The following is a 269-nucleotide window of genomic DNA, read 5'->3' as shown; positions in this document are numbered from 1 at the left end:
GTACCCGACTGGCAGGCCAGTTCCTGGCGGGTGGATGAGACCTATATCCGGGTCGGCGGCACGTGGTGCTATCTCTATCGGGCGATCACCGCCGGTGGGCAGACCCTGGACTTTTATCTCTCTCCGAAGCGCAATGTCGCGGCGGCCAAGCGTTTCCTGGCCAAGACGCTGCGATCGAATACGACAGCCGGGTCCCCGCGGGTCATCAACACCGACAAGGCACCAGCTCTGGCCAAGGCAATATCCGAGCTGAAGGCGGAGGGAATCTC

1 protein-coding gene is annotated in these 269 nt (G+C 62.5%); it reads left to right on the top strand.

Annotated elements, in window-relative coordinates; translation table 11 throughout:
* Positions 1–269, top strand: a 269-nt coding sequence (locus tag F0L46_RS25580) for a DDE-type integrase/transposase/recombinase (RefSeq protein WP_149822413.1), incomplete at both ends; no start/stop codon positions are given.

Source organism: Salinarimonas soli (assembly GCF_008386575.1).
GTDB classification, from domain to species: Bacteria; Pseudomonadota; Alphaproteobacteria; order Rhizobiales; family Beijerinckiaceae; genus Salinarimonas_A; species Salinarimonas_A soli.
Note: the sequence above shows the minus strand (reverse complement) of the source record. Positions and strands in the feature narration are given on the sequence as shown.